We start from the raw sequence: 17,537 nt of genomic DNA, 5'->3' as shown, positions 1-17,537 counted from the left end.
GTGGTACACAGCCACACGGGTGATCCCCCTGTCCCACACGAGGACCCACAGGGATGACACGCGCCTTCACCGGTTCCTCACGAGAAGGCCGGACGGCTACCGCGGCGTGAGGCGGAGGGACACCTACCCGCGCAGCCGGACGGCGACGAGCGCGACGTCGTCCTCCGCGCCCTGCGGGAGCATCCGGTCGAGGACGTCGTCGCAGAGGTCCTCGACCGGCCGCGCACGGAGGGCGGCCAGCTCGCCGGCCAGCCGCTGCACACCGACGTCGAAGACCTGGTCGCGCCGCTCGACGAGCCCGTCGGTGTAGAGCAGCAGCGTCGAGCCGGGCTCGAGCAGCGCCTCCGACTCGGTCCGCCGCACCGCCGGGTCGACGCCGAGCAGCAGCTCGGCGCGCGCCGTGGTGAGCGTCCGCACGCCCTCGCGGGGCTGGGCGACCAGCGGCGGCAGGTGCCCGGCGCTGGACCAGCGCAGCAGCGCGCCGCCCGCCGGGTCGGGGATCAGTCGGGCGAGGAGGACGGTCGCCAGCGTGCGCAGCCCGAGCCCCGCCACGGCGCCGTCGAGCCGGCGCAGGACGGCGGCCGGCCCGTCGGCGCTGGCGTAGGCGATGCCGCGCAGCAGCCCGCGCAGCTGGGCCATGTCGGCGGCGGCCTCGGTGTCGTGCCCGACCACGTCGCCGATGACGACCACCGTCGAGCCGTCGGGCTGTCCGAAGACGTCGTACCAGTCGCCGCCGACCTGGGCCTCGCGCGCGGCCGGGACGTAGCGGACGGCGACCTGCAGCCGCGGGGACTCCGGCGGGTCGGTGAGCATGCTGCGCTGCAGCGTCTCCGCGGCGCGCACGATGCTGCGCGAGCGCGCGTAGAGGGCCTCCAGCAGGTGGGTGCGCAGCTCGCCGACCTCGGCCAGCTCCTGCGCCGTCCACGGCTCGGAGCGGTCGCGGACGGTCTCCCGCCACCGCGCGAAGCTCTTGCGCGGACTCAGCCGCACCCGGTCGCCCTCGCGCGCGGCGATCGCCTTGTTGTGCGGGTCGCCGCCCCAGTCGACCGTGCGCACCGCCTCGGCCCGGTGCCACAGCACGTACTGGCTCTCCGGCAGCGGCAGCACGAGCACCCCGCACGCCGGACCGACCGGCACCCGCAGCTCCGGGGCGGACCGCGGCAGCGAGTCGGTGGCGACGACGTCCTCTCGCCGGCCGGCGGCCCACGCGGCGATCGCCTCCGCGGCGCCGTCGGGCAGCGGGACGCCGCGGCTGCCGCGGTGGCCCTGCAGGTGGACGACGACGCCGTCCGCGGGCAGCAGGTCCAGCAGGCTGGGGGCGCCCAGCAGGGTGTCGGCCAGCGGGCGGTCCTCGTCGAGGGTGGCCGCGGTGAGCCAGGCGAGGGTCGAGCGCACCCGCAGCGCGCGGTGCACCTCGTCCTCCTCGGCCCGGTCGACCAGGCGCAGCGACAGCGTGGAGCCGAGGAACTCGGCGGCCGCCCGCGTCGCGTAGGGCGGCGCGTGCGGACCGGAGTAGTGGTGGCAGGCGATGAGCCCCCACAGCCGCTCCGCGCGCAGCAGCGAGATCGACATCGAGGCGCGCACGCCCATGTTCTGCAGGTACTCGACGTGGATCGGCGAGACGCTGCGCAGCGCCGAGAGGGTGAGGTCCAGGGGCTGCCCGGTCAGCGGGAGCAGCACCGGGCGCAGCGGCACCGGCCGGTAGTCGACGTCGGAGATCAGCCGGATCCAGTTCTTCTCGTACAGCGCTCGGGCCTGTGCCGGGATGTCGCTGGCCGGGTAGTGCAGACCGAGGAAGGAGTTGAGCCCGGGCGCCTTGGCCTCCGCGACCACCTCGCCGTTGTGATCGGCGTCGTAGCGGTAGACCATCACGCGGTCGAAGCCGGTGAGCTCCCGGACCGCCTGCGCGGTGATGTCGTAGAGCTCCTGCAGCGAGGTGGCGCGGTTGAGCTCGCCGAGGGTGCCGCGGACCGCCTGGTAGGTGTTCGGGAACGAGAACGGGCGAGGCCCGTACGCCGGCTCCAGCTCGACGACCAGCAGCGCCGTCGGCGGGCTGCCCTCCTCGGCGGGGCCCACGGCGACGCGGTGCAGCAGCGCGTCGACCGGCACCGGGCTGCCCTCGACGTCGAGCGTCATCTCGACCGGGTTGCGCTCGCGCAGGTCGCCGAAGGCGCTCGCCGACCGGGCCACCGCCTCGGCGGCGACCACCCCGAGGACCTCGGGCAGCTGCCGGCCCAGCGCGTCGTCGGCGGCCACGCCGACCAGGTCGGCCAGGTTCTCCGAGACCTGCACGACGACGAGGTCGGGCTCGGTCACCGCGAGCAGCACGCCGTGCGGCTGGATGCTGCCCGGCACGTGGATCGGTTCGCGCTCGCAGTTGCCCAGGTCGATCGGCGTCCCCGGCGGCAGCAGCTCCACGTCGGGCCCGGTCATGCCGCAGGCCCCGTCCCGAGGCTCGGCCCCGTCCGGGCACCGCCCCGAGCTTGCGAGGGGTGGGGAGACGGGGTCCTTCTCCGAGGCGCGAGGAGGACGGGGTTCTTCCGCGGCACGCACCAGGCGGCCAGCGCCGCGAAGGTGTCACGCGCGGCCCCGACCAGCCGGTCGGCGTCGCCGCCGGCGGCCACCCGCTCGCGGGTCACCCGGCGGTAGGCGTGCCACATGGCGCCGGTCTCGGCTCCGTAGGGGGAGAAGGCGCCCAGCCGTACGCCGGGGCCCAGGGTCGGCAGCGTGGCCAGGTGCCGGGAGATGAACGTGCCACCCAGCGTGGCGCCCTCGAGCACGTAGAGCCGGCCGAGGGCCTGATCGGTGTCTTCGACGGCGGGCAGCTCGGGCTGCACCGACGAGGTGTCCGGTGCGGCGTGCAGCGCCCGCAGGTCCGCGGCGAAGAGGTGGGCACGGCGGCGCTGCAGCCACGCGACGGTCTCGGCGTCGGTGGGGCAGCGGCGCGCCCAGGCGTCCAGGCCGGCCTCGGCCGCCGTCCAGAAGGCATGCAGCCGGGTGAGGACGGCGACCAACCGTTCGCGGCCGAGCAGCGGGTCCATCAGGCCGAGGGCCGTCTCCACCTGCTCGTGCTCGCCGGCCGTGGCCGTGCGCAGTTCGGTGAGGACGTCGGCGGCCCCCGCGTGTCGAGGCAACGCCTCTCCTCCCACAGCCATACCGATGCCGAGACTAGGTGACGCGGCCTGCCGCGGCGCGCGCTGAGGACGAGGGGGTGCCGCCGGTCCCGGCCGCGACCCGCCGTCCAGGGCCCTGGCGACGCAGCGCCGGGGGTGTCGTCGCTCCGCCGCTGGTGGCGGCGCCCCCGGCTGCCTAGCGTCGAGGGGTCGGGTCCCGGTGTCGGAGGTGCGCGTGCTCTCGCAGAAGGCCCTGTTGCTGAGCGCGTCGCGGCGACCGGAGCTGCGCCGGCTCGTCACCGGAATGCCGGCGATGCGGCGGGTGGTCGACCGCTTCGTCGCCGGCGAGACCCTGGACGACGCCCTCGCCGCCGTCCGCCGGCTGACCGGCGAGGGGATCGCGGTCACCCTCGACCACCTCGGCGAGGGCGTTCCCGACCCCGCGGCGGCCCGGCGTTCCCGCGACGCCTACCTGGCGCTGCTCGACGGCCTGGCTCCGCTCGGTCTCGGCCCCGCCGCCGAGGTGTCGGTGAAGCTCTCGGCCTTCGGCCAGGCCCTGCCCGGCGGCGGCACCGACCTGGCGCTGGAGCTGGTCCGCCCGGTCGCAGAGGCGGCGTCCGCAATCGGCACCACGGTCACCCTCGACATGGAAGAGTCGGCGACCGTCGACTCGACCCTCGCCGTGCTCGCCGAGCTGCGCCGCGACCACCCGGGCACCGGCGCGGTGCTGCAGGCCGCGCTGCACCGCACGGAGGACGACGCCCGCGCGCTCGCCGTCCCCGGCTCGCGGGTGCGGCTGGTCAAGGGCGCCTACGACGAGCCGCCGTCCGTCGCGCACCAGGGACGCCGGGACGTCGACGCCGCCTACGCGCGCTGCCTCGGCGTCCTCATGACCGGGCCGGGTTACCCGATGGTCGGCACCCACGACCCGCGGCTGCTGTCGGTCGCGCAGCGGCTGGCCCTGCGAGCAGGCCGGACGCCGGACTCGTGGGAGGCGCAGATGCTCCACGGCATCCGCACCGCCGAGCAGCACCGGCTGGCCGCCGCCGGCGTGTGCGTGCGCGCCTACGTCCCCTACGGTGCCGACTGGTACGGCTACTTCATGCGCCGGCTGGCCGAGCGCCCGGCCAACCTGCGCTTCTTCCTGCGCTCGCTGGCCACCAGGTCCTGACCGCGCGCGTCACGAGCGCGGGCGGTCGATCAGCCGGGACAGCACGATGACGCTCTCGGTGTGGTCGACGTTGGGCTCGTCGCGGATGCGCTCCATCGCCTGCTCCAGGTGCCGGACGTCGGAGGCGAGGACGTGCACCAGGGCGTCGGCCGAGCCGGAGACGGTGCAGGCGCCCACGACCTCCGGGACGTCGGCCAGGCTCCGGCGCAGCTCTCCGGGAGAGACCGTGCCCTTGCAGTAGATCTCAACGTAGGCCTCCGTCTGCCATCCGAACACCGCCGGGTCGACCAGCGCCGTGAACCCGCGGATGGCTCCGGAGTCCACCAGCCGGTCGACCCGTCGCTTGACAGCGGGGGCCGACAGGCTGACCTCCGCGCCGATTTCGGCGTAGGTCGCGCGGGCGTCCCGCAGCAGGCAGGCCACGATGCCGCGGTCCAGGTCGTCCATGCCGCTCCTCGTCTGCAACGAATCCGACATCGTGCTCATGATGACGCAACGGATCGCGGCCCGGCGTGCAACGGACGGCGCTTGTCGCGGGTCGGAGGGGATGCCTAGCGTTCGGGGAGTCCGCCGGCGCAGCTCCCCGGCGGCCATGCCGATCCGTGGAGGCGACCGGGCTGCCCGGACAGCTGCGGCAGCGCGGCCACCGGCCGGTCTGGTCGACCTCTCCGAACTGCCCGAGGCAGGGGGGAGCGTGACGTGCTGCACGTCGGAGCACCGCGGACGAGTCCGGAGAGCGGCGGTCGGGCGGCCTCGCCCGCGGCCCACGCGGCGCTGGTCGACCAGCGGGCCGCGCACAACTACGCGCCCCTGCCGGTGGTCGCGGCCTCCGGTGAGGGCGCCTGGGTCACCGACGTCGAGGGACGGCGCTACCTCGACTGCCTGGCCGCCTACTCGGCGGTCAACTTCGGGCACGCCAACCCCACCGTCCTCGCCGCCGCCCGGGCGCAGCTGGACCGGCTCACCCTGGTCAGCCGTGCCTTCGGCCACGACCAGCTCGGGCCGTTCGTGGCCGGCCTCGGCGACCTGGTCGGCAAGGAGATGGTCCTGCCGATGAACACCGGCGCCGAGGCCGTGGAGTCCGGCGTCAAGGTGGCCCGCAAGTGGGGCTACGAGGTCAAGGGCGTCGCTCCGGGCCGCGCCAACATCGTCGTGATGGCCGGCAACTTCCACGGCCGGACGACGACCATCGTCGGCTTCTCCGACGACCCGGAGGCCCGGGGCGGCTACGGCCCCTTCACCCCGGGCTTCCGGACCGTGCCGTACGGGGACGGCGCCGCCGTGGCGGCCGCGGTCGACGAGGACACTGTCGCGGTGCTGCTGGAACCGGTGCAGGGCGAGGCCGGCGTGATCGTCCCGCCCGCCCGGTTCCTCCCCGAGGTCCGTGAGATCTGCACCCGCGAGGGGGTGCTGATGATCGCCGACGAAGTCCAGTCCGGACTGGCCCGTACCGGCCGGACGCTGGCCGTCCAGCACAGCGGCGTGGTCGCCGACGTCTACCTGCTCGGCAAGGCGCTCGGCGGCGGCGTGGTGCCCGTGTCCGCCGTCGTCGCCGACGCGGATGTCCTGGGCGTCCTGCGGCCGGGCCAGCACGGGTCGACCTTCGGCGGCAACCCGCTCGCCTGCGCGGTGGGGCGGGCGGTCGTCGGCATGCTGGCCGGCGGGGAGTGGCAGGAGCGGGCCCGGCGGCTGGGGGAGCACCTCGACGGCCGGTTGCGCGAGCTGGTCGGCGCGGGTGTCACGGCGGTGCGCAGCCTCGGCCTGTGGGCCGGGGTGGACGTCGACCCCGGGCTCGGCACCGGCCGGGAGGTGTGCCTGGCCCTTGCCGAGCGGGGCATCCTGGTCAAGGACACGCACGGGTCGACGATCCGGCTGGCCCCACCGCTGGTGGTCGAGCCGGCCGAACTGGACTGGGCGGTCGACCAGCTGGCCGACGTGCTGGCGCGCCTCGCCGCGCACTCCGGCCACCGGTCCTGACCGACTCCCGAGGCTCCGAGGAGGGCAGGCAATGGACGCCATCACCCGGGTACCGCCGCCGCGCAACGAGCCGGTGCTCACCTACGCCCCCGGCTCCCCGGAGCGCGCGGCCCTGCAGCAGCGGCTTCCCGAGCTGGCCGGCGAGCCGCTCGAGCTGACCATGACCCTCGGCGAGGAGCAGCGCCTCGGCGGCGGCGATCGGTTCGACGTCGTCCAGCCGCACCGGCACGCCGCCGTCCTCGGCACCGCCGCGCACGCCACGCACGCCGACGCCGAGGAGGCGGTGGCCTGCGCGAAGGCGGCCGCCCCCGCGTGGCGTGACCTGTCGTTCGACGACCGGGCCGCGGTGTTCCTGCGCGCGGCGGAGCTGCTGGCCGGGCCGGAGCGGCAGACCCTCAACGCGGCCACGATGCTGGGGCAGTCCAAGACCGCGTACCAGGCCGAGATCGACGCGGCCTGCGAGCTGATCGACTTCTGGCGCTACAACGTGCACTTCGCGCGGCAGGTGCTCGAGGAGCAGCCGGTGTCCTCGCCCGGGGTGTGGAACCGGGTCGACCACCGGCCGCTGGAGGGGTTCGTCTACGCGGTCACCCCGTTCAACTTCACCGCGATCGCCGGCAACCTGCCGACCGCGCCGGCGCTCATGGGCAACACCGTCGTCTGGAAGCCCGCACCCACCCAGCAGTTCGCCGCCCACTTCCTGATGCGGCTGCTGGAGGAGGCGGGGCTCCCGCCGGGCGTCGTCACCATGGTCACCGGCGACGGGGTCGCCGTCTCCGACGTCGTCCTGGCCGACCGCGACCTCGCCGGCATCCACTTCACCGGGTCGACGGCGGTGTTCCAGCACCTGTGGCGGACGGTGGGGGAGAACATCGGGCGGTATCGCGGCTACCCCCGCATCGTCGGCGAGACCGGTGGCAAGGACTTCGTCGTCGCCCACCCCTCGGCCGACGTCGACGTGCTGCGCACCGCGCTGGTCCGCGGCGCGTTCGAGTACCAGGGGCAGAAGTGCTCGGCGGCGTCCCGCGCGTACGTGCCGCGGTCGGTGTGGGCGCGGCTGCGCGACGACCTGGTCGGCGTCACCGAGTCGCTGCCGATGGGCGACGTCACCGACCTGTCGAACTTCATGGGTGCGGTGATCGACCGCCGCTCGTTCTCGAAGCTGTCCGGGGTGCTCGACCGGGTGGACGACGACCCCGCGCTGTCCATCGTGGCCGGTGGCACCGCCGACGACTCGGAGGGCTTCTTCGTGCGGCCCACGATCATCGAGGGGACCGACCCGGAGCACGAGGTCTTCACCACCGAGTACTTCGGTCCGGTGCTGGCGGTGCACGTGTACGACGACGCCGACTACGACACGGTGCTGACCCAGATGGAGTCGGCGGCGCCCTACGCGCTGACCGGGGCGGTCATCGCGCAGGACCGCGCTGCCATCGCGCACGCCCAGCACTTCCTGCGCTTCGCCGCGGGCAACTTCTACGTCAACGACAAGCCGACCGGTGCCGTCGTCGGCCAGCAGCCGTTCGGCGGCGGGCGGGCCTCGGGCACCAACGACAAGGCCGGCGCCGCGCAGAACCTGCTGCGCTGGACGTCGACCCGGTCGATCAAGGAGACGTTCGTCCCGCCGACCGACCACCGCCACCCCCACATGCGCTGATGCGGAGTCGCTGGATGATGGAAACCGTCACCCAGCGACTCCGCATCAGCGGGCGGGCCAGTGGACGAGGCCGTCGACGCCGAGCACCGCGCCGGCCGACGGGGTGTGCGGGCTGAGCCGGCCGTCGGGCATCAGGTGGGTCACCGGCACCCCGCGGCCGAGGACGGCGACGTCGGCGACCAGCCGCCGGTGACAGCGCCACCAGACGTACTCGCTGCACATCACCGCCACGGTCGCCGTCGCCGCCTCGGCCAGGACCTCGTCGAGCGCCGCCGCGAACTCCGGCGTCCGGGTGTGTGCGGCGTAGGCGGCGAACTGGGCGACGGTCCACCAGCCGTCGGCGACCGGGGCGTCCGCGGGCAGCCGGCGACGGCCGCCGAGCCGCGCCTCCCACCGGTAGCCGATCCCCGCGGGCGGCAGCCACTCCTCGAGCGCCTCGCGCCGGACGTCGGGGTTGCTGCGGCTGCCGGGGAAGCGGCGGACGTCGACGAGCAGCCCGACCCCGGCCGCGGTCAGCCGGGCGCCGAGGCGGGTGCGGTCGTCGGGCCCGTGGCCCACGGTGAACAGCGGCACGGGACCTGCCTACCCGGCTCCGGACCGGCACGCCGCGCCGGTCATGCTGGTCGGCCCGGCCCCGTCCAGAGGCTCGCCGCGAGCCTGCGAGCGGTGAGGAGGACGGGGTCCTTTCACGAGGGGAGCGGTGTGGCGCAGGGGACGACGGAGGTGCGGGGCTCGCTGTGGCGGCTGCCGGCGATGCGGGCGCTGGTCGGCGCCACGGCGCTCGGCTTCGCCAGCTACTGCCTGACGCTGGCCTCGCTGCCGGCCTACGCGGTCGCCGGTGGCGCCGCCGCCGACACCGCGGGGCTGGTCACCGCGGTCCTCCTCACCGTCACCATCGCCGTCCAGTCGGTGGTGCCGGCGCTGACCGCGCGCTACGGCCCCGGCCCGGTGCTCGCCGTGGGCCTGGTCGCGCTGGGCGCCCCCTCGCCGCTCTACGCGATCGACGACGGGCTGCTCTGGCTCTCGGCGGTCTCGGCGGTGCGCGGTGCCGGGTTCGCGGTGCTCACCGTGCTGGGGGCGACGCTGGCCGCGCGGATCGCCCCGCCGGAGCGGCGCGGGGAGTCCATCGGGCTGTACGGGCTGGCGATCGCGGTGCCCAACCTGGTCGCCGTCCCCGCCGGGGTGGCGCTGGTGCTCGACGGGCACGCCACCTGGCTGGCCTGGCTGGCCGCCTCGCCGGTGCTCGCGCTGCCGCTGGTCCCCGGCCTGGTCCACGGGGCCCGCGGGGAGCCCCGGACCGGGACGACGTCGTCGCGGGCCGCGGTGCGCGCCGCCCTCGCCCCGTCGGTGGTGCTCCTGGTGGTCACCCTGGCCGGCGGCGGGCTGGTGACCTTCCTGCCGATCGAGCGGCCCGACGGCGCCCTGGCGACGGCAGCGCTGCTGGTCTTCGGCGTCACGGGTGCGCTCACCCGATGGCGGGCGGGCGTGCTCGCCGACCGGGTGGGCGCCCGGCTGCTGCTGCCGCTGGCCCTGGTCGTCGGCGCGGCAGGCCTGGCCGCCGTCGCGCTCGGCCTGGGCGTCGGTGCCGGCTGGGTGCTCGCCGGTGCCGGCCTCTTCGGCGCGGGGTACGGAACGGTGCAGAACCTGACGCTGCTGACCGCCTTCGCCCGGGCCGGCGAGGGTGGGGCGACCGCCGCCAGCGCGATGTGGAACGCCTCCTTCGACGCCGGCACCGCCGTCGGCGCGCTGGCGCTCGGGCTGGTGGCGGCCGACGTCGGCCTGCCGTGGACCTACGTCCTCGTGGCCGGCGCGCTGGTGCTCACCCTGCCGGTGGCGCGGGCGGCCACGCGCCGGTGATCAGCCGGCGAACCGGTCGGCGACCGCCCGCTGCCGGCGGATGAGCAGGACCTCCTCGGCAGCGCGGAGCAGCCAGGCCCGCAGGCCCTCGGGGTCGTCGCGGTTGGCGTCGCGGGCGGACCCGAGGCGCAGCTGACGGGTGCTGGCCTGGGCGCGCTGCGCGGGCGGCAGCCGGCGGCCCTCGGTCCGGGCGATCGAGGTCAGGCCGGCGCCGACGAAGACCAGATCGCGGATCTCGGGAATCCCGGCGAGCAGCTCCTCGGCTCCTGCGGTGTCGTCCTCGGCGAGCCGGCGGACCAGCTCGTCGGCGGTCCGCCGTCCGGCGGCCTGCGGGTCGGGTGCAGTCACGGGAAGACATTGTCGTCCTGCCGGATTGCCGGTGTTCCTCGTGCTCTGCCGGTGCTGCACAGGACCCGCAGTTCACGGGGAACGCCGGCAATGCGCCGTGGTCAGGCCGATCGGGCGCAGCTCGCGGGCGGCGGGCTTCCGGCGTCCGCATCTTGCGCGTTCCTTGCGGTTGCCTGGCGGGCCGCCTGCGGATGGGCCCGCAGAGTTCTCCCCGTCGCCAGGACGGACCAGCATCGAGGAGAGACACCGTGACCGCCCAGAACGCAGGACAGTCCCGCCGCACGCGGGCGAGGATCGCCGCGTCGGTCGTCGTCCTGGGGGCCGCCGCCTCCGTCGCCGGACTCGGCACCTTCGGGACCTTCACCGACAGCACCACCCCGGTGGTCAGCCGGCTCGACTCCGGCGTGCTGTCCATCGCGCTCACCGAGGCCGCCGACACCGCCACGCTGTCGCTGTTCGACCGGGGCGTGTTCCTGGCCGGCGACGCGGAGAGCTCACCGATCGACCTGGTGAACGACGGCACGGCGCCGCTGGCGGAGCTGCGGCTCGGGTCGGTGGCGACGGCGTCCAGCGTGCTCGACGCCGACCCGGTCCACGGCCTGCAGCTCGCGGTCGACTCCTGCTCCGAGGCCTGGACCCCGGTCGACGGGGGCTGGACCTGCGGCGGGACGACGACGCGCCACTACTCGGGCCCGATCGTCACCGACGTGCCGCTGACCGGAGCCGCGTCCCTGGCGCCGGGCGGCGTGGACCATCTGCTCCTCACCGCCGGACTGCCGTCGACGACGAGCGCGGAACTGGTCGAGGGCGCCACCAGCTCGCTGGACTTCGTCTTCCGCGGCGTGCAGCGCGACGGTGCACCGCGGTGAGCAGGGCCTGACGGACAGCCGGCGTCTCCATCGCACGGGGGGACGGAGCCGCCGGCCGGTTCGCCCGGCGGCGTCGTGGGGGACGGCGCCGCCGGGCGGACGACCGGGACACCGTGGGGGACGGTGCACCGGCCGGGCCGGAACGCCGAGGGGGACGGCGGAGCCGGTCGAGGGGGAAGTACGGGGCCGGCCGCGGAGGATCGCGGTCGGCCCCGCCGCGTCCCTCAGGCGCTCCGGCGCTCCCGCCGCAGGCCCGCGACCAGGTGGTCGACGAGCTCGTCGAGGTCGACGGGGCAGCGCGGGTTGGCCGCCCGCAGCCGGTCGAGGGCCAGGCTGCGGAGGATCCAGTTGAGCGTGTGCACCCGCGACGCCGGCACCTGCCCGTCGGCCACGGCCCCGGCCAGCAGCGCCCCCACGGCCTGGGCCAGGGGACGGTCGAACGCCTGGACGACGGCGCGCTTGATCCGCGGTTCCCACTCCGCGGCGCTGAGCACGGCGGCGACCGCACGCTCGTCCCGGCCGCCCCGGGCCAGCCATGGCCGGAGCAGGGCCGCGAGGTCGGCGCACAGGTCCCCGGTGGGACGGAGCGCGGGGACCACCTGCACCGCCTCGAGGGCGGTGGCGACGACCTCGACGAGGTCGGCCTCCTCGACGAGGGCCCCGGCGGCGCCGGCGCGGGCGCGGACCTCCTCGAGCGTCAGCCCCTCGTAGCCGACCTCGCTCAGGGCGTCCAGGGCCGCCGACAGGACCAGCCGAGAGCTCGGCGACCCCCAGTCGAAGCGTCGTTCCATCGTCCTCCTCGCAGCTGTGCCGCCCGCCGTCCACGGGTTCCCGCACGGTAGGAGATGGGTGCCGGAACGTGCAGGTCTCGTTGCGCAGCGTGCTGCGGGCGGGCGCCGGTTCTCCATCCTGCCCGGCGCTGCAGGGTGTCCGCCGGCTGCCGCTGGCCGACTGGGACGAGGCGTGGGCCGCCGTCCTCGCCCGCGCGGTCGATCGCGGGGAGATCGCCGCGGAGGCGGCCTCGTCCGTGGCCGCCGAGGTCGGCCCGGCGGTGCTCGCCCTGCGCTGGCTGGTCACCGGCCGCCCGCTGGACGACGCCGTGGTCACCGAGCTGGTCGACCGGGTGGTGCTGCCGCTGCTACGGCGGCCGTAGCCGGTGGCGCCGGAGGCCCGGGACGGGGATGCTCAGCTCCTCGTCGGGGCGGGGGGAGGTCCGGGGTGAACCTGGAGAAGGTGGTCTTCGGGTTCTTCGTCCTGCTCGCCGCCACCCTCAACTTCGGGTTCTTCATCGGCGACATCGACGATCCGGCCCACCACAACCGCTACGAGCTGTTCGCGGCGGTGGTCGTCAACCTCATCGCCACCGTGCTGAAGTTCGGCGACCGCACCCAGATCGGCGCGGTGCACCTGTCGACGAGCCTGGTGGCCGACCTCCAGCTCATCGGCGCCGCGCTGATGTACGGCTACGCGGAGTACGTCTCCACGGTCGGCATGACGCCCGGCTGGACGGCGAGCATCGTGTCGCTGTCCGGTGGCGCGCTGCTGGCCAACATCGTCTCCGTCGTCCTGCTCGTCATCGAGACGGTGTCGTTCCACCGCGGCTGATCGGAGGCAGGTCGTGGGCAACCCCCTGCTCACCTTCTGGCACGACGCCTTCGGCCGGGAGGACGACGAGCGGCGGGCGCGCCGGGTCGCCCTGCGCGCGGCCGCGGCCTCGGCGGCGCAGGCCTCGGAGACGGTCTTCCTGGTGATGCGGCGGATGCGGGCGCCGCTGATCGTGCTGATCGGCATCTTCGCCGTCAGCGTGCTGGGGCTGACCCTGATCCCCGGCGAGGACCCCGAGGGCCGGCCGTGGCAGATGGGCTTCTTCGACGCCTTCTACGTCATGAGCTACACCGCCACGACGATCGGCTTCGGCGAGATCCCGTACCCGTTCACCTACAACCAGCGGATGTGGGTGACCATCTCGATCTACCTGACGGTGATCGGGTGGGCCTACGCCATTGGGTCGCTGCTGGCACTGCTGCAGGACCGTGCGTTCCGCTCCGCCCTCGCCCTGCAGCACTTCACCCGCAAGGTCGCCCGGCTGCGCGAGCCCTTCGTCCTCGTGGCCGGCTACGGGCGGGCGGGGGAGCTGCTGGGGGCCGGGCTCGATGCGCTGGGCCGCCGGTTCGTCGTCCTGGACCTCGACGACGAGCGGATCGACGCCCTGGAGGTCGGCTCCTTCCACGCCGACGTCCCGGGCCTGGCCGCCGACGCCCGTGATCCCGGGCACCTGGCCGTCGCCGGGCTGAACCACCCGTGCTGCGAGGCGGTCGTGGCGCTGGCCGCCGACGAGGAGGCCAACCTCGCCGTCGTCATGGCAGCGGGGCTGCTGCGCCCCGACCTGCCCGTCATCGCCCGGGCGACCTCCCGCGGGATGGTCGAGCGGATGCGGGCCTTCGGGTCGCCGAGCGTGGTCGATCCCTTCGACCGCTTCGGGGACCACCTGCGGCTGGCGCTGCGAGCGCCGGCGTCCTACCAGCTGCTGACCTGGCTGGAGAGCGGGCCGGGGGCCGACCTGCCGTCCCGCGCCACACCGCCGCGGGACGGTCGCTGGGTGGTCTGCGGGTACGGCCGGCTGGGCCGCGAGCTGACCGCGGACCTGGGCGCCGAGGGCATCCCGGTCACCATCGTCGAGCCCTCGGGGGACGCCGGCGTGCAGCCCGTGGACGGGGCCGTGGCCGGCGCGCCGGCAGAGGTGGGCGCGGAGGACGCGGTCGGCTTCGTCGCCGGCACCGACAACGACACCACGAACCTGTCGCTGGTGGCCGCGGCGCGGCGGGCGAACCCGTCGCTGTTCGTCGCCGCCCGGCAGAACCGGCCGGAGAACGCGCCGCTGTTCGCCGCGATGGAGGTCGACGCGCTACTCGTACCGACCGAGGTGATCGCGCACGAGGTCTACGCGCAGCTGTCCACGCCGCTGCTGTGGCGGTTCCTGCGCGAGCTGCCGGGCCGGGGCGACGCGTGGGCCGCCGCCCTGGTGGACCGCCTCACCGGGCTGTGCGGCCGGCAGCTGCAGGCGCTGTGGAAGGTGCGGCTGACCGCCGTGGAGGCGCCCGCGCTCACCGGCTGGCTGGCCTCCGGCGCCGCGCGCCTCGGCGACCTGCTGCGCAACCCGGAGGACCGCGCGGAGCCCCTGCACGCGGTGGTGCTGGTCGTCCTGCGCGGCGACGAGGCGCTGCTCGCGCCGGACGACGACCTGGTCCTGCGTCCCGGTGACGAGCTGCTGCTGGCCGGGTGGTCCGCGGCACGCCGCGCGCTGGACACGACGCTCGTGGTCGACGCCGTCCGCGAGTACGTGGTGACCGGCCGTCGAGTGCCGTCGAGCTGGATCTGGCGCAGGCTCAGCCGCCCGGCCGCCGCTCCCGAGGAGACGGTGCCGACCGCGCCCACGCCGTCCCGACGGTGACGCGAAGGCCTCCCCGGGAGGCCGGCCGGTGCTTCACTGGAAGCCGGCGGGGCCGACTCGCCGGCCGGGTCCTCGGCGCGGCCGGAACGACGGGCCCGAGCTGGAGCCGCACCGCGAGGAGCCGCAGATGGACACGCTGAGCGCATCGCTGACGACCGTCGCCGAGCGGTCCCCGTGGCCGTGCGTGGCCGGTGACATCGGCCCCGAGCGCCGGGAGATCGAGTGCGAACCGGTGGCCGACCCGGCTCCGGTCGCGCCGAGCCCGGCGCCGGCGCCGGCACCGGCAGCGCCTGCGCCGGCGTGACCGCACCGCCCGACCCGCCCGGCGACCCGCCTGCGCTGGTCGCCGGGGAGCTGCGGGGCTACCGGCGCTTCCGCCTGGCCGAGGACGGGCTCCGCCCGCCGGTGCACGTCGGCGCCGGCCCCTGGAGCTGGCCGATCGAGCACGCCCGGTGCGCGGTGGACGACGGGCACGCGCCGCCCGCGCGGGGGTGCGGATGTGGCCTCTACGGCTGGTACCACCCCAGCCACACCGGCCTGGGGACCGGTTGGGGGGACGTGACGGCGGTGGTCGCGGCTCGTGGGCGCATCGTCCTCGGTGACTCCGGCTTCCGGGCCGCCGCGGCGCGCGTCCAGGCCGTCAGCCTCCCGCGCCGCACCCGGCTGTCCCCGCGCCGTCGTCGCCGGTGCGAGCAGGTGCTGGCGGAGCGGTATCCGGAGGCACTCGTCTACCGGTCCCGGCGGCGCATGCTGCGCCGGCACCCACCCGAGGACCTGTCCGCGCTGGGGATCGCCGTCCGGCCCAGCACGGCCGTGCGCTACCGCTGGACCGCCCTGGTCGTGTGGCTCGGCGGCGTCCTGACCCTGTGCTCGGTGGCGGTGGTCCCGCGGCCCGTGCTCCACGGGATCGGCCTGGCGCAGTGGCTCGGCCTCCTCGCCTGCTTCGTCCTCTGGCAGGTGGCCCTGGCCTGGTTGGTGTTCCGGGCCGCCCCGCCCCCGGGTCAGGCGCCGCGGTAGGTGCCCACCGTCCAGAGGTTGCCGTCGGCGTCGCGGACGTCGAACTGGTGGGAGCCGTAGGCGGTGTCGTGCGGCTCGCGCAGCACCTCGACGCCGGTCAGGCCGCGGACGCGCTCCCAGGCGGCGTCGACGGTGGCCGGCTCGGCGGCGACGACGTAGACGCCCTGCGGTCCGAGCGCGCCCCAGGCGCCGGGCTTGCCGCGGCTGCCGAACATGACGCCACCGCCGTCCGGCCAGCGCGCCTCGGCGTGCTCGACGGTCCCGTCGTCGCCCCGGTAGCAGGCGGTGACGGCGAAGCCGAGGCCGTCGGTGAGGAACCGGATGCCGGCGTCGACGTCGGTGAAGCCGACGCTGGGCCAGACGGTGGGTGCGGGGGGAGGAGTCGTCATGCCCCGGAGCCTCCCCCGGCGAGGGCGTCGGCGTCTTGGACGAATGGGAGCTCCTCGCGCAGCCAGGTGCCCACGCTGCAGCCGGCGAGGGCCCGCCACTCCCGGGCCAGGTGCGGCTGGTCGGCGTAGCCGCAGCGGGCCGCGACCTCGGCCAGCGGCGGACGACGCCGGTCGACCAGCAGCCGGCGGGCGGCCTCGAACCGGGCGATCCGCGCGGCCTGCTTGGGGGTGAGCCCGGTCGCCAGCCGGAACCGCTCGGTCAGGTGCCGCCGGCTCCAACCGACGTGCGCCGCGAGGTCCCCGACCCGGCAGCGGCCGGAGCTGCCGTGCACCAGGCGCCAGGCCTCGCGTACCTCGGGTGGCATCGGGGTGACGCGTTCGGAGAGCCGCTCGGCCAGCGCCGCGTCGAGCACGGCGAACCGCTGGGTCCAACCGGTCGCGGTCCCCAGGTCGTCGACGAGCCGGTCGGCTGCCGGGCCGAGGACGTCGGCCAGGTCGAGGGTGCGCTCGGCGAGCTCGGCGGCGGGCACTCCGAGGAGCGCGCTCGCCGCCGGCGGGGTGAGGGCGTACTGCACGCCGTCCTGCGGACGGGTGGCGTCGATGAGCGCCGCCTGCGTGTGCAGGCCGCCGACGACCGCGTGCGCGGCGACCGCGGAGCCGGGGCCGCTGACCCGCAGCGGCGCGGCCAGCTCGACGACGAGGGTGAGGTAGCGCGACGGCAGCCCGCGGTGGACGCCGGTCGGGTTGGCCGGGGAGCGGTAGCCGTGCGCCGCCGCGACGAACGGCCGCAACGGCGCCGGGGGTGCGTGGCGCACGAGGGACAGGGGGCCGGTCCTCCCATCGCTCGCTCGCCGGTGGTGCGGCCATCCTGCCGTCGTCCGCCGAGCGGCGGGAGGACGCTCAGTCCGATCGGGGGTTGCGGCGGGCGATCTTCCCGGTGAGGGCCGTGGCGAAGAGCACCCATGCGCCGTAGGGCAGGAGGGCGGCGCCGCCGGCCGGGTCCAGTCGCCACGTGCGCCGGGTCAGGTCGACCGTGGAGGCGGTCAGCACGGCCGACTCCACCGCGGCCAGCCGGGGCCGCTCGGCGCGGAAGAAGACCCAGGTCCACGCGGAGTTGAGCACCAGGTTGGCCGCATAGGCGCGCAAGTAGCGCCGTCGCCCCCGGCGGTCCGGTGACCGGACGAGGGCACGTCCGCCCGCCCAGGCCAGCATCGCGTACAGCGTCGTCCAGGCCGCGCCGAAGGCCCAGCCGGGCGGCTGCCACGGCGGCTTGTCCAGGTGCCGGTACCACCGGGAGGTCACGTCGGTGCCGACCGTTCCGGCGACGGCGGCCAGGCCGACCGCAGCCGAGGTCAGTGCGAAGGGCGACCTGGACCGGGTCGTCGGCGCGCGGTTCACGGGGCCTTGGGGATGAGGATCCAGAGCACGATGTAGGCGATCTCGCCGACGCCGAAGAGTCCGAACAGGACGAACGCGATGCGCACCAGCAGTCGCGAGACGCCGAACCGATTCGCCAGCGCGGCGCAGACACCGGCGATGACGCGTTGCGAACGGGGCCTGACCAGTCGGGATGCCATGCGGCCCTCCTACCCGCTCCGACGTCGGGGCAACGTAACGATGTGCTGGGATGTGCCCGCCGGCGCGCCACGGGTCGAGGTGCCGCGGAGGGACGACCGCGTCGAGGGGAG

Annotated in this window: 20 protein-coding genes; 10 read left to right on the top strand and 10 right to left on the bottom strand. The window is 75.6% G+C overall.

Annotated features, from left to right (window positions below; genetic code table 11):
• Nucleotides 1-123: 123 nt before the first annotated feature.
• Both E4P41_RS22525 and E4P41_RS01035 read right to left on the bottom strand, forming a co-directional pair.
• On the bottom strand, nucleotides 124-2,433 hold the full coding sequence (locus E4P41_RS22525) for a SpoIIE family protein phosphatase (RefSeq protein ID WP_209307458.1): 2,310 nt from the start codon (nucleotides 2,431-2,433) through the stop codon (nucleotides 124-126).
• Nucleotides 2,430-3,134 (bottom strand): biliverdin-producing heme oxygenase, encoded by a 705-nt coding sequence (locus E4P41_RS01035; protein WP_245177028.1) that lies wholly within the window; start codon nucleotides 3,132-3,134, stop codon nucleotides 2,430-2,432. The genes E4P41_RS22525 and E4P41_RS01035 overlap by 4 nt, the downstream gene beginning before the upstream one ends.
• 214 nt (nucleotides 3,135-3,348) lie before the next feature.
• Between E4P41_RS01035 and E4P41_RS01030 the strand changes: the two genes are divergently transcribed.
• Nucleotides 3,349-4,284 (top strand): proline dehydrogenase family protein, encoded by a 936-nt coding sequence (locus E4P41_RS01030; RefSeq protein WP_209307457.1) that lies wholly within the window; start codon nucleotides 3,349-3,351, stop codon nucleotides 4,282-4,284.
• A gap of 9 nt (nucleotides 4,285-4,293) precedes the next feature.
• Here E4P41_RS01030 and E4P41_RS01025 read toward each other — a convergent pair whose 3' ends face one another.
• Nucleotides 4,294-4,761: an Lrp/AsnC family transcriptional regulator gene (locus E4P41_RS01025; protein ID WP_245177027.1), complete on the bottom strand. Its 468-nt coding sequence runs from the start codon at nucleotides 4,759-4,761 to the stop codon at nucleotides 4,294-4,296.
• Nucleotides 4,762-4,983: 222 nt separating this feature from the next.
• Here E4P41_RS01025 and rocD point away from each other — a divergent pair, with 222 nt between their 5' ends.
• Both rocD and pruA read left to right on the top strand, forming a co-directional pair.
• Complete coding sequence (rocD, locus tag E4P41_RS01020; RefSeq protein WP_135139023.1) at nucleotides 4,984-6,261, top strand: ornithine--oxo-acid transaminase; 1,278 nt, start codon at nucleotides 4,984-4,986, stop codon at nucleotides 6,259-6,261.
• A 31-nt stretch (nucleotides 6,262-6,292) separates the two neighbouring features.
• Nucleotides 6,293-7,918, top strand: a complete 1,626-nt coding sequence (pruA, locus tag E4P41_RS01015; protein ID WP_135139022.1) for an L-glutamate gamma-semialdehyde dehydrogenase — start codon at nucleotides 6,293-6,295, stop codon at nucleotides 7,916-7,918.
• A gap of 45 nt (nucleotides 7,919-7,963) precedes the next feature.
• Here pruA and E4P41_RS01010 read toward each other — a convergent pair whose 3' ends face one another.
• Complete coding sequence (locus E4P41_RS01010; protein WP_135139021.1) at nucleotides 7,964-8,491, bottom strand: DUF488 domain-containing protein; 528 nt, start codon at nucleotides 8,489-8,491, stop codon at nucleotides 7,964-7,966.
• A 129-nt stretch (nucleotides 8,492-8,620) separates the two neighbouring features.
• Between E4P41_RS01010 and E4P41_RS01005 the strand changes: the two genes are divergently transcribed.
• Entirely contained in the window at nucleotides 8,621-9,775 is a 1,155-nt protein-coding gene (locus tag E4P41_RS01005) for an MFS transporter (RefSeq protein ID WP_135139020.1), read from the top strand.
• Here the strand turns inward: E4P41_RS01005 and E4P41_RS01000 are convergent, their stop codons facing one another.
• Complete coding sequence (locus E4P41_RS01000) at nucleotides 9,776-10,123, bottom strand: hypothetical protein (protein ID WP_135139019.1); 348 nt, start codon at nucleotides 10,121-10,123, stop codon at nucleotides 9,776-9,778.
• 248 nt (nucleotides 10,124-10,371) lie between these two features.
• Here E4P41_RS01000 and E4P41_RS00995 point away from each other — a divergent pair, with 248 nt between their 5' ends.
• Nucleotides 10,372-10,992 carry a hypothetical protein gene (locus tag E4P41_RS00995; RefSeq protein ID WP_135139018.1) on the top strand — a complete coding sequence of 207 codons (621 nt, stop codon included), beginning with the start codon at nucleotides 10,372-10,374 and terminating at the stop codon, nucleotides 10,990-10,992.
• A 224-nt stretch (nucleotides 10,993-11,216) separates the two neighbouring features.
• On the opposite strand, the gene E4P41_RS21835 is transcribed toward E4P41_RS00995, so the two are convergent.
• Nucleotides 11,217-11,783, bottom strand: coding sequence for a hypothetical protein (locus E4P41_RS21835; RefSeq protein ID WP_167760864.1), 567 nt, complete (start codon nucleotides 11,781-11,783; stop codon nucleotides 11,217-11,219).
• Between the two features lie 68 nt (nucleotides 11,784-11,851).
• Here E4P41_RS21835 and E4P41_RS21830 point away from each other — a divergent pair, with 68 nt between their 5' ends.
• From E4P41_RS21830 to E4P41_RS00970, 5 genes are all read left to right on the top strand, one after another.
• On the top strand, nucleotides 11,852-12,145 hold the full coding sequence (locus E4P41_RS21830) for a TetR-like C-terminal domain-containing protein (RefSeq protein ID WP_167760863.1): 294 nt from the start codon (nucleotides 11,852-11,854) through the stop codon (nucleotides 12,143-12,145).
• 65 nt (nucleotides 12,146-12,210) lie between these two features.
• Nucleotides 12,211-12,597 (top strand): DUF6394 family protein, encoded by a 387-nt coding sequence (locus tag E4P41_RS00980; RefSeq protein ID WP_135139015.1) that lies wholly within the window; start codon nucleotides 12,211-12,213, stop codon nucleotides 12,595-12,597.
• Between the two features lie 13 nt (nucleotides 12,598-12,610).
• Nucleotides 12,611-14,443 (top strand): NAD-binding protein, encoded by a 1,833-nt coding sequence (locus E4P41_RS00975; RefSeq protein WP_209307456.1) that lies wholly within the window; start codon nucleotides 12,611-12,613, stop codon nucleotides 14,441-14,443.
• 127 nt (nucleotides 14,444-14,570) lie between these two features.
• Complete coding sequence (locus tag E4P41_RS21825) at nucleotides 14,571-14,747, top strand: hypothetical protein (RefSeq protein ID WP_167760862.1); 177 nt, start codon at nucleotides 14,571-14,573, stop codon at nucleotides 14,745-14,747.
• Nucleotides 14,744-15,460 carry a hypothetical protein gene (locus E4P41_RS00970; RefSeq protein WP_135139014.1) on the top strand — a complete coding sequence of 239 codons (717 nt, stop codon included), beginning with the start codon at nucleotides 14,744-14,746 and terminating at the stop codon, nucleotides 15,458-15,460. Before E4P41_RS21825 ends, E4P41_RS00970 begins: the two co-directional genes overlap by 4 nt.
• Here the strand turns inward: E4P41_RS00970 and E4P41_RS00965 are convergent.
• From E4P41_RS00965 to E4P41_RS00950, 4 genes are all read right to left on the bottom strand, one after another.
• Nucleotides 15,445-15,849, bottom strand: a complete 405-nt coding sequence (locus E4P41_RS00965; protein ID WP_135139013.1) for a VOC family protein — start codon at nucleotides 15,847-15,849, stop codon at nucleotides 15,445-15,447. The two genes, E4P41_RS00970 and E4P41_RS00965, sit on opposite strands and share 16 nt — an antisense overlap.
• Nucleotides 15,846-16,664 carry a helix-turn-helix domain-containing protein gene (locus E4P41_RS00960; RefSeq protein WP_209307455.1) on the bottom strand — a complete coding sequence of 273 codons (819 nt, stop codon included), beginning with the start codon at nucleotides 16,662-16,664 and terminating at the stop codon, nucleotides 15,846-15,848. Before E4P41_RS00960 ends, E4P41_RS00965 begins: the two co-directional genes overlap by 4 nt.
• Before the next feature lie 85 nt (nucleotides 16,665-16,749).
• A complete protein-coding gene (locus E4P41_RS00955) occupies nucleotides 16,750-17,247 on the bottom strand; it encodes a TspO/MBR family protein (protein WP_135139012.1) in 498 nt (165 codons plus the stop codon).
• Nucleotides 17,244-17,426, bottom strand: a complete 183-nt coding sequence (locus E4P41_RS00950; protein ID WP_135139011.1) for a PspC domain-containing protein — start codon at nucleotides 17,424-17,426, stop codon at nucleotides 17,244-17,246. Before E4P41_RS00950 ends, E4P41_RS00955 begins: the two co-directional genes overlap by 4 nt.
• Between the last annotated feature and the right edge of the window lie 111 nt (nucleotides 17,427-17,537).

It is taken from the genome of Geodermatophilus sp. DF01-2, from assembly GCF_004571065.1.
Taxonomy (GTDB): Bacteria; Actinomycetota; Actinomycetes; order Mycobacteriales; family Geodermatophilaceae; genus Geodermatophilus.
Note: the sequence above shows the minus strand (reverse complement) of the source record. Positions and strands in the feature narration are given on the sequence as shown.